This is a genomic window from Desulfatibacillum alkenivorans DSM 16219 (assembly GCF_900142135.1).
Classification (GTDB): Bacteria; Desulfobacterota; Desulfobacteria; order Desulfobacterales; family Desulfatibacillaceae; genus Desulfatibacillum; species Desulfatibacillum alkenivorans.
The window spans coordinates 83,907-94,005 of the sequence record NZ_FQZU01000023.1; the positions used below are offsets into that span (position 1 = coordinate 83,907).

10 protein-coding genes are annotated in these 10,099 nt (G+C 54.5%); 8 read left to right on the forward strand and 2 right to left on the reverse strand.

Features of this window, described 5'->3' with window-relative positions; all coding sequences use genetic code 11:
* Nucleotides 1-377: 377 nt before the first annotated feature.
* Together BUE18_RS17305 and BUE18_RS17310 are read left to right on the forward strand one after the other, a co-directional pair.
* On the forward strand, nucleotides 378-1,169 hold the full coding sequence (locus BUE18_RS17305) for a hypothetical protein (protein ID WP_073477443.1): 792 nt from the start codon (nucleotides 378-380) through the stop codon (nucleotides 1,167-1,169).
* A gap of 341 nt (nucleotides 1,170-1,510) precedes the next feature.
* On the forward strand, nucleotides 1,511-2,824 hold the full coding sequence (locus BUE18_RS17310) for a phosphoglycerate kinase (RefSeq protein WP_073477444.1): 1,314 nt from the start codon (nucleotides 1,511-1,513) through the stop codon (nucleotides 2,822-2,824).
* Nucleotides 2,825-3,037: 213 nt separating this feature from the next.
* On the opposite strand, the gene BUE18_RS17315 is transcribed toward BUE18_RS17310, so the two are convergent.
* The gene (locus BUE18_RS17315; RefSeq protein ID WP_073477445.1) at nucleotides 3,038-3,517 is read right to left on the reverse strand and encodes a CBS domain-containing protein; all 480 of its coding nucleotides are present in this window, start codon (nucleotides 3,515-3,517) and stop codon (nucleotides 3,038-3,040) included.
* A gap of 228 nt (nucleotides 3,518-3,745) precedes the next feature.
* On the opposite strand from BUE18_RS17315, the gene BUE18_RS17320 reads away from it, so the two are divergent.
* The 4 genes from BUE18_RS17320 to BUE18_RS17335 all read left to right on the forward strand — a co-directional run bounded on the left by BUE18_RS17320 (nucleotide 3,746) and on the right by BUE18_RS17335 (nucleotide 8,146).
* Nucleotides 3,746-4,525 carry a cyclase family protein gene (locus BUE18_RS17320; protein WP_073477446.1) on the forward strand — a complete coding sequence of 260 codons (780 nt, stop codon included), beginning with the start codon at nucleotides 3,746-3,748 and terminating at the stop codon, nucleotides 4,523-4,525.
* A gap of 20 nt (nucleotides 4,526-4,545) precedes the next feature.
* Complete coding sequence (locus BUE18_RS17325; protein ID WP_073477447.1) at nucleotides 4,546-5,469, forward strand: beta-keto acid cleavage family enzyme; 924 nt, start codon at nucleotides 4,546-4,548, stop codon at nucleotides 5,467-5,469.
* 226 nt (nucleotides 5,470-5,695) lie between these two features.
* Nucleotides 5,696-7,249, forward strand: a complete 1,554-nt coding sequence (locus BUE18_RS17330; RefSeq protein ID WP_073477448.1) for a bifunctional GNAT family N-acetyltransferase/carbon-nitrogen hydrolase family protein — start codon at nucleotides 5,696-5,698, stop codon at nucleotides 7,247-7,249.
* Nucleotides 7,250-7,540: 291 nt separating this feature from the next.
* Entirely contained in the window at nucleotides 7,541-8,146 is a 606-nt protein-coding gene (locus BUE18_RS17335) for a hypothetical protein (RefSeq protein WP_139264787.1), read from the forward strand.
* A gap of 14 nt (nucleotides 8,147-8,160) precedes the next feature.
* Here the strand turns inward: BUE18_RS17335 and BUE18_RS17340 are convergent, their stop codons facing one another.
* Nucleotides 8,161-8,847 (reverse strand): TetR/AcrR family transcriptional regulator, encoded by a 687-nt coding sequence (locus tag BUE18_RS17340; RefSeq protein ID WP_073477450.1) that lies wholly within the window; start codon nucleotides 8,845-8,847, stop codon nucleotides 8,161-8,163.
* A gap of 117 nt (nucleotides 8,848-8,964) precedes the next feature.
* Here BUE18_RS17340 and BUE18_RS17345 point away from each other — a divergent pair, with 117 nt between their 5' ends.
* A complete protein-coding gene (locus BUE18_RS17345) occupies nucleotides 8,965-9,555 on the forward strand; it encodes a hypothetical protein (RefSeq protein ID WP_073477451.1) in 591 nt (196 codons plus the stop codon).
* A 336-nt stretch (nucleotides 9,556-9,891) separates the two neighbouring features.
* The coding region (locus BUE18_RS28330; protein WP_211482820.1) for a hypothetical protein at nucleotides 9,892-10,099 on the forward strand (208 nt) is incomplete at its 3' end.

The window sequence follows — 10,099 nt, forward strand, 5'->3', positions numbered from 1 at the left end:
ATGGTTCGTCCCGATCAGGGACTGGATGCTTTTTCCCAATTATTTATAATTCCGGATAAATAAGCGTGTTTCGGCCTCCTCCGGCCAGGGCGGCCGGACAGGCGGGTCGATGTTTGTATGGGGTTTTCCCCTGACAGGCCGTGGACGCGGCCAAAATCTTTTCCGGCTCTTTAATTGTCTGTTATTTTTGGGGAATTGCTAAATCATCCGCCGAGAAGCAATGCTTGGCACGCAACGTGTACTTACGGTGAGGGCGATTGCAGCTCCGCCGGTTCCAAGGCGCTTTTTCGGCTTAAGATCGGGCTTGTTCTACTTGATAGGGCTGTGATTCTCAATCATTAAAAAGGGGCCGCCATAAGGCTCCGGGAGAATGAACCATGAAAGATTCCACAAACGCCGCCAATCGTAAGGCTCCTGTCTGCTCCGGCCATTTCAACAAAACCAAAGGCTCATACAGGGCTTTACTGATCTTGATTATAACGGCCGTGTGGATTTGCGCCCTGTGCCCGCCCGCCCTGTGCGGGCAGGAGACGCCTGCGCCCGAAGTCAAGGCCTCTCCGCGCACGGCCAACGTTCCCCAATGGTCCTGGGACTGGGTGGAGGACCTGCGCGAGACGGGCCATGCCATCATTCCCGTACCCGTCACCATCGATCCCCAATCCAGCTTTCAATCCAACTCCGACGCCAATTCCACCTATCGCTTTTCCATGGACGGAGCCGCAAGCAACGACAAACGCTCCCTGTTTTCCATGCTGGACGACGGCGAAGCCCTCCTGGACCTTCTGGACAGAAGCGGCCGCGAAAACAGCCCCGGCTTCGAAGGCATGCTCTCCGACACCCTGAACACCAGCTTCCTGAGCATGGGCTCCAGGCTGCAATTTCACGTCAGCAAACGCTTCTTGCCCTATCTGGGCGGCGGCATCATCTACGGAGGCCGCGACTCAGAAAGCCGCGTATCCCCCAGCCTGCCGGCGGCGTCCGGCTACGAACTGGGCGTGGGATTCTCCTTTTCCGACGCGCCCGTCCGTTTTGGCCTGGACTTTTTGTACCGCGGCATGGACTTGAGCGAAGAAGACCCCTCCATGACCATGCGCAAAGACGAATCCTGCCCCAACAACTTTGACAAAGACGGCTACTCCATGTCCCTGGGATTTACAATTCATTTCTAAAGCCGGAGCCTTCAGAGCCTGTTTTGATACGTTGTACGCTGTATTTTCTTTTTCCGTAGAAAACTTCCGGCCCGTTCCCATGCCTTAAGCCTGGATTCCGTCCTGGCTTTTCATACCCCTCGTTCCCATGCTTTGCGTGGGGATGAATACAGAACTATATGAAATTAAATCGATTTCATAAAATGTACAGCGTCTCTTGAAACAGCAAAAATCCTTTTGTGACTGGCGCCATTCACCCTTCCAACACCCCCCAAATTCCCCCGCCCATATTTTTTGCTGACACCACGTGCGCCCTGTGCCATTATTGGTCAACCCCTGTTTTCAACACAAAGGAGCGCGTCATGAACAGACATCTCATTGATTCCAGGCTTCCCCTGATCCAGGACGCCGACCTGGCCGGCAAAGTGGTTTTGGTCCGCGTGGACCACAACGTGGTCAAAAAGGGCGTGATTCACGATCCCTACCGGATCGACGCCACCCTGGGCACCCTGTACAATATCGTGGAGCGCGGCGGCAGGCCCATCCTCATGACCCACGTGGGCCGCCCCAAGGACAAGAAGGCCGGGACTATCAAGGTGGACGCCGGCACGTCGGTCCAGCCCATCGTGGAATACCTGGAGCGCAAGCTGTACACCACCTTCGCCATTCCCGAGTTTCCCGTGGACGGGGACCAGGGCATCCGCCAGATAGACACCTCCATCAACTGGCACATCCGGGATTTGAACGAACATCGCATCGGCGGGATTTACCTGCCCAACACCCGCTGGTTCTCCGGAGAGGCGGCCAAGGGAGAAGCCAGGGAGCGCCTGGCAAGGCAGCTTGCAGGATTGGCCGACGTATTTGTGAACGACGCGTTCGGATCGTGGCAGCCCGACGCCTCCACCTTTGACGTGGCCGAGCACCTCCCTTCCTATGCGGGTTTTCTCATGCAAAAGGAATTGATCAACCTGCGCCATGTTTTGGAGCCGGAAAAGCCCTTTACGGCCGTGGTTGCGGGCGCCAAATACGATACGAAAATAGGCCCCCTGCAGGAGATTTACAAAAAGGTGGATCACCTGATTTTGGGCGGCGTCATCTACAACGCCTTCCTGTGCGCCAAATACGGTATCTCCGTGGGCGGCGTGAGCGAGACGGACGTCCAGGCGGCCCGGGATCTGGTGGAGCAGGACAAGGATGCGGGTAAAATCGTGGAGCTGCCTTTCCTGGTGGAGTCAGACACCATCGAAGGCCGGGTGGAAGGCAAGTACCGGACCGTGCCTGCGGCCGACTTCGCCCCCGGCCAAAAGCGGGGATACTTCCTGGACATCGCGCCCGAATCCTTTAACACGCCCCAGGTGGCCCAGGCCATCGCCGGCGCCAGGACCATTTTCGTCAACGCGGTCATGGGCCTGACCCCCCATTTTTACGAAGGCTCCCAAAAACTGGACGCCACCATCGACGCCAACACAGGCGCCCAGAAGTTTTACGGCGGCGGCGACACCCTCCAGGAATTCAAAAACCTCAGCCCCGGCCTGTACCTGGCCGCCATGGACAGCGCCCAGTATTATTTCTTTACGGGCGGCGGCACGGTCTTGAAGGCCATCGAGGAGGGATCTCCCTACGGCCTGGACCCGGTCAAAGCCCTCATGGAAAACAAGGAGCGGTTTAAAGGCTGACTCTGGAGGCTGAGATGCAGCGCCCACGGCCAGACACGCTTCAAACGCTGGGTCTCCGTTATGAAATATCTTACGGCGGCGGATCTTCCCCTTTCCGCGATGATCCGCTCCACTGTTGTTCTCCAATTTGCTTCCGGACGCAAAAAACAAAAAGGCGCGGTAAAGGCTTCTTATAATGAAGCTCTTCCCGCGCCTTTCATTTTTGGATATGGATTAAAGCTCCGCGCCCAGCCATTCCTGGCAGATCTTGCGATAGACTTCCGTAATGTACACGACGCCAACCAGAATACCGTCTTCCAGCACCGGAAGGCGGCGGACCTTTTTGCGCACCATCTGGTCGATCAGAGGCAGGATGTTTTCCTCCGGGTAGGCGCCGGAAGTCTGGATGGTCATCACATGCTTGACGCTGAGCCCCTTGAATCTGTCGATGTACAGGGAAACATCGTCCATATCCATGCCGGCGTTGTCGTCCATGTAATTAAAAAAGGGAGGGCGCATGTGATAGAGGATGTCCAGCATGGAAACTACGCCGGCCAACCTGCCCATGGAGTCCGTCACCATCAGGCTGATGGTTCTGAACCCCGATTCGCGCACCTTGCCTTTTAGAATGCGTTCAACCGCCTCCATCACAGGGGCGTCCAGAGAGATGGTTTCAAATTCCTTGGACATAACTTCTTTTGCGGTCAATTTCATAAACCAGATTCCTTTTCCGCGTGAGCATAAAGAGTTAAAGAACACATTTCTTATAATGACTGCGCCTGTTGCTGTACGGTGTTAGAATAACTCCATTTTAAGAGATTTTGCAAGGGCGGCGTGCAAAATCATCCGGTGTAAGCTTGCTCTCAAAAGCCTTTCAGGGTTACTATGCATGCATCAAAAGGCTCTGAACTCCCCACACCTACAACCACAGCGAGGCGAATTATGGGACAAACATTCATTGATTTATCCATAGCCATTGAAACCGGTCTGCCGTCCGACCCTGAAATGATGATTCCCAAGGTGGATTTCATCGACCACGCCATGGGCGCGGAGCAGATGGAAACCTTTTTTCCCGGCCTGAAAAAGAACCAGCTTCCCAAAGGCCTGGGTTGGGCCGTGGAGTTTGTGCAGCTGACCACCCATTCAGGCACCCATCTGGACGCTCCGTACCATTACCATCCCACCATGGATAACGGCAAAAAGGCCCTGGCCATCGACGAAGTGCCCCTGGAGTGGTGCTTTCAGGACGGCGTGCTATTGGATTTTTCCCACAAGGCGGACGGCGAACGCATTACCGCCGAAGACGTGGAAGCCGAGTTGAAGCGCATCGATTACACTCTCAAGCCCCTGGACATCGTCTTGGTGCGCACCGGCGCGGACGCCTATTGGGGCAAGATCGACTACCTGGTCAAGGGCGCGGGCATGACCCGCGAGTCCACGCTCTATCTCTGCGAGAGGGGCGTGAAAGTGGTGGGCATCGACGCCTGGTCCTGGGACCGCCCCCTGCCGTTTTTGGCCCAGGAGTTCAAGGAAAAGGGAGACCCCGCCGTCATCTGGGAGGCTCATTTTGCAGGCATTGCAATGGGCTACTGCCACATGGAAAAACTGACCAATCTGGATAAAATCCCCCGGCCCCACGGATTCAAGGTGGCCTGCTTTCCCATTAAGGTGAAAGGCGCTTCCGGCGGGTGGACCCGTCCTGTAGCCATTGTAGAAGACTAACCCAAAGAAAGGCCCCCATCATGCCCAAATTCATTCTCAATTGCGCTGTAACCGGAGCCATCCACACCCCCACCATGGCTCCTTATCTGCCCATCAAGCCCAAAGACATCGCGGATCAGGCCGTGGACGCCGTCAAGGCCGGCGCATCCACAGTGCACGTCCACGCCCGGGACCCGGAAAACGGCATGCCCACCGGAGACCTGGACGTCATGGGCGAAATCGTCTCCTCCATCAACGCCCGGTGCGACGGCGTCGTTTGCATCACCACGGGCGGCGGCATCAACATGACCGTGGAGCAGCGTCTGGCGGCGGTTCCCAAATACAAGCCCGAGTTGGCCTCCTGCAACCTGGGCTCCATCAACTTTGCGCTCTTTCCCATGGCGGAGAAATTCACGGAATGGAAATACGAGTGGGAGAAAGTCTATCTGGAAGGCTCCCGGGATTTTATATTCAAGAACACCTTCAGCGACCTGGACATGGTCTTCAAGATCATGGGCGAGGCCGGAACCAAGCCGGAGCTGGAAGCCTACGACGTAGGCCACCTGCACAACGCCCACTATTATTTTCAGACCCGGCAGCTTAAAAATCCCGTGTACGTCCAGTTTGTCATGGGGATTTTGGGCGGCATCGCCTCCACCATCCCCCATCTGCTGCACATGAAGCAGACGGCCCAGTCCCTGTTCGGCGATAAATGCATCTTCTCCACCATCGCCGCGGGCAGAAACGAATTCGCCATGGGAACCACTTCCATGCTGCTTGGCGGCGGCGTGCGCGTGGGCCTGGAGGACAATTTGTGGCTTGGCCCCGGCGAAATGGCGGCCAGCAACGCCCAGTTGGTGGAAAAAATGATCCGCATCGCCAAGGAGTTCGGCTACGAACCCTACACCCCGGACGAAACCCGCGAAATTCTTCAGCTCAAAGGCCGCGACAAAGTGGCGTTTTAGGCGTTCAGCAATATTCCGGGAGCGGGGGGACGGCAAAAGGATGCATGGCCTTGCCCTCCGCTCCCCAAGCAAATCCGTCCGGCGGTTTTCGCGCTGTATTTTTTTCGGGCCTTTAAAAATTGAAATTTTTGAATTGTTTCGGCCCTGAAGAGATGTTAGGAGCGTGACTCTTTCGGATTGGCTGAAGGAATAATCCCGGCTCAAACAATAAAGGCATGGATCTATCATGAATGATAAGGAACAGCAGGAACAGCAGGAACACAAGTTTATACTCAGGGGTCTGAAAGATATAGATTACACGGACATCAAGCGCATCATGGATCGGGTCTATAAAGGAATGGGCGGCGCTTGGGAGCCGGAGGAGTTCGGCGCCTTGATCAAGCAATTTCCGGAAGGCCAGATTTGCATCGAGGATAACGGCAAGGTGGTGGGGGCGGCCCTTGCCATTCTGGTCAACGCAGATGCCTTTGAAAACAAACGGCATACTTATGAGGATGTCGTCAAGGGCGGCGAGATGTCAGCCCATGAACCCGAAGGGGACGCCCTCTACGGCGTGGACATTTTCGTGGATCCTGATTATCGCGGCCTTCGCCTGGGCCGGCGCCTGTATGACGCCCGCAAAGAGCTTTGCGAAACCCTGAATTTAAAAAGCATCATTTTCGGCGGCAGGATTCCCGGTTACGGGAAGCACTCCCATGACATGACGCCGGCCGCCTACATTCAAAAAGTGAAGGATAATGAAATCTACGATCCGGTTTTATCCTTTCAGTTGCTCAATGATTTTCACATAAAGAAAATAATGAAAAATTACATTCCGGAAGACGTCCAATCCGATTCCTACGGGGTGTTGATGGAATGGAACAATATCTACTACGAAAAAAGGCAGAAATTGTTCGGCGGCAGAAAATCCTATCCGCGCATTGGGGTGGTGCAGTGGCAGATGAGGCCCTTTGACAAAGTGGAGGACTTCCTGCATCAAGCCGAGTTTTTCGTGGACGCCGTGGCCGGCTATAATTCCGACATCGTTTTGTTTCCCGAACTGGTGAATGCCCCGCTTTTAAAAAACTTCAACCAGGAAAATCCGGCGGAAGCCATGCGATCCCTTTCCGAATATACGGAGGAAATCCGGATGGCTTTTGTCAACATGGCAATCACCTACAATATCAATATTGTGACGGGCAGCATGCCCGAGCTTCGGGACGACTTCCTGTATAACGTGGCTTTCGTCTGCCGGCGGGACGGAACATGGGACGCCCAGTACAAATTGCACATCACGCCGGACGAATCCCAGTATTGGGGTTTAAAGGGCGGGGATCAATTGAAGATTTTCGATACGGACCTTGGAAAGATCGGCGTCCTTATTTGCTATGATGTGGAGTTTCCCGAGCTTTCACGAAATCTTGCCGACAAGGGCATGACCCTGCTGCTTGTGCCGTTTTTGACGGACACCAAAAACGCCTATCTGCGGGTTCGAAGATGCGCCCAGGCCCGGGCCATCGAAAATGAGTGTTATGTGGCCATTTCAGGCAGCGTGGGCAACCTGCCCAAAGTGGAAAACATGGACATCCAATATTCCCAGTCCGCCGTCTTCACGCCGTCGGACTTTGCCTTTCCCCACGACGCCATTGCCGCCGAGGCCACGCCAAACACTGAAATGACCCTCATGGTGGATCTGGACCTTGACCTGCTCAAGGAACTGCGGCAGCAGGGAAGCGTGCGGAATCTGCAAAGCCGCCGCAATGAACTTTATGAAGTCGTCTGGAAAATGACGGAACAGTAGAAGTCGCCGATGGCGTCCCTGCACAGAACCGCCTGATGCAGTTCATCCATGACCCGGATTATGATTTATGGCAATGTTCGATAAAAGCAAATACATAGAACGGACATATTGATGAGCTCCCGGAAAAAGAAAAGAAAAACCAATCAGCGCGCTTTCAATAAAACCAACGCACAACTCCCTGACATTAAAGTAGTGCCCAATCCGGACTCCATGCCCAATCGCCATATGCCTAAAATCATTTGGGGCTGTGAGGGCAAGACCCCGGGCTCCGTAATTCGCAGGCTGGAAAAGATGCTGAATTTTCTAAGGCCAGAGGACCTGAGAAATCTTTATGCCGTTCGCGTAGTCCAGGATGACGCCATTAAAACGCCCGGCGGCTGCACAACCGGATGCTACTATCATAAGGCGGCGGCGGCGAGCGGGCGGCCCGAGGTATGGATCACCAAAGATCGCGTACATCCCGGTATAGGAATACAGATGGCATTTGGGCTGCTGGGAACGGATTACGCTTTGGACACCCTTTATCATGAAGTCGGGCATCATGTGGCTCATAAAAGTCCGGGGATCAGCAAATACAAAGGGGAGGCCTTTGCCGAAAAGTACATGGCCGGTTATGAGCAGGCCTGGAGAAACGCGAAGCCCATAGGCAAGCTAAAGACCCGTATCCTAAAGTTTTTATTTAAATTTGTCATAGTCTTCTTATCTATTGCCACCTTGAGAAAGGTTCCTGCGATTGACATTTTTTATAAAGGAGTCACCGGCCGAATGTCGTCAGAAGAAATGAATGATCAATTCACGGCTTTGATGGAAAAATCCACGGATCGCGGGAAAAAGAAGTGGAAGCATCCTCTTGAAAAAAAGAAATACCGGGAAAAATTCAATGTTAGGAGACGGTAGAACCTCAGTTATATTTATGCGGTCGTTACTTTATTGACCACGCTGGATCGCCGCGCTTTGGCCCGGGCCGCGGCGCCGTCTCCGGCGAAGACCCATAAGGCCGCCAGATCGTCAATAAACTGCTCCCGGGACATGGCGATATTGCCGTCCAGCCAGGTAAGAACCGCTTCCATACTCCCTCCGATCAGCAATGCGGAGGCCAGAATGTCCAAAGGATCCTCTTCCCCCTGGGCGTTGTGATGCTCGAGCCCGTAGGCGGACAGGGCCTTTGCAAGGCCGTGGATCGTGGCTTTGCGATGGGCCATGGCCTGGGGGGTGGCGGCAGCTTCCGTGAATAAAACGCGCGCCCTGCGCGAGTCCTCCGTGACGTACTCCACCACCGCAGCAATGGCCTTGCGAGCCAGATCGTCCGTGGACAATCCTTCCTCCCGAGCCTCTTGAACCGCACGAAAACCATGCTCCAACAAGGCCTGGGCGAGCTCGTCCACCACGGCGGCCGCAAGCTCATCCAAGCCCGGAAAGCTCTCGTAAAAATAGCGTTTGTTCAGCTTCGCCTTACGGCAGATCTTGTCGATGGTCGTCTGCCGCCAGCCGTCGGAGGCCAGCAGTTCAAAGGCCGTGTCCATCAACAGGCGGCGGCGCTCTTGGATGCGCTCTTCGGCGGGTTTGCCGAGATATGGTCGTACCGGAGATGTTGTCATAATCGCACCATGGCAAAATGTTCTTGACTTTGCAACGCAAACTTGGCTAAACTTGGTACAGGCTCGTACCAAAATTAATCAACAATGGGACTTTACAGGTAAATCAGGAGGGGAGCCATGACAATACCTTTGGATGCCACGTTGACGACAGCCTTGGGAGTTGCTTTTCATATGGCGGCGGGGGAGCGCCTGGAGGCCGGCGGTCCGGCCCAAGCAGGTGCAGGCGCCCCGTCCGGCGCGCGATCTTTGTTAAGCAGCCCGTATTATCGTTGGGGCATGGCGTACAACACGGCGGTGGGTATGGGCATTGCGGTAGCGGCCTACGCCTTGCAGCCGGACTGGATGTGGATGTACTGGCTGGACGCCTCGCGTTTGCCGATTTGGACGGTCCTATACGTTTTCTTGCTGTATCCGGCCATGTTCACCTTTGGATTTTTACTTGCCCATGAGGCGAAAAAGCTCAGGCCCGGGGGAGGGGGCGCGCTCCTGACCGGTTTGCTGGCCTTGCTTCTCTGCTTCATTGCGGCGACCTGGGGCCGGATCTGGAACGTGGGGACGATTTCGGAGTGGGACGCCGGCGCTTGCACGCCTTTGATCGGCGCCGGGTTTGCGGCCCTGCCGCTCACCTGGGTTTTGTCGATCGGGTTTGCCGTGGCCATTGTTTCTCTTGTTTGGGTTTTCAAGAAGTTCGCCAGGGGGCTGGAGTAGCGCCGGTGCGTAGCGGCGGTTGATGTGTTGGGTTTCGCAAGCTCTGCCCAACCTGTGTAATTTCAAGTAAAAATAGTAGGTTGGGTAGAGCTTGGAAAGTGTTTTCTTCGAGGGGCGTCAATTTAAGGCTGGAATAATGATCAAAGCCAAAAAGTCATGTGCGAAACCCAACAAATGAATTTCCGGTTGAGCCAATTGCAAAACCCCATAGTGGGTGTGAATTAATCGGGGTTTGAACTTGAGTTTTCTTGAAAATAATCCACTGAAATAATTGAATAAGTGGAGAGAATATGCTATTCCCTCAATTAGATTCACGGTCTAAGAAACGAGGTGAACATGCATACTCTCTCCAGGATGTGGCATAGCATACAAAACACTCTTTTTCCATGGCTGGAAGAAGAGTTGGACCCATTGACGGAAAAACAGCGCCAATTCGTTTCCGTCATGGAGCTTTTGGATCCCGTGCCCTTTCTTACACAGTTTCAATGGTGCGGCAACGGGCGCAAGCCAGAAGATCGCCTGAACCTGTTCAAAGCCTTTGTAG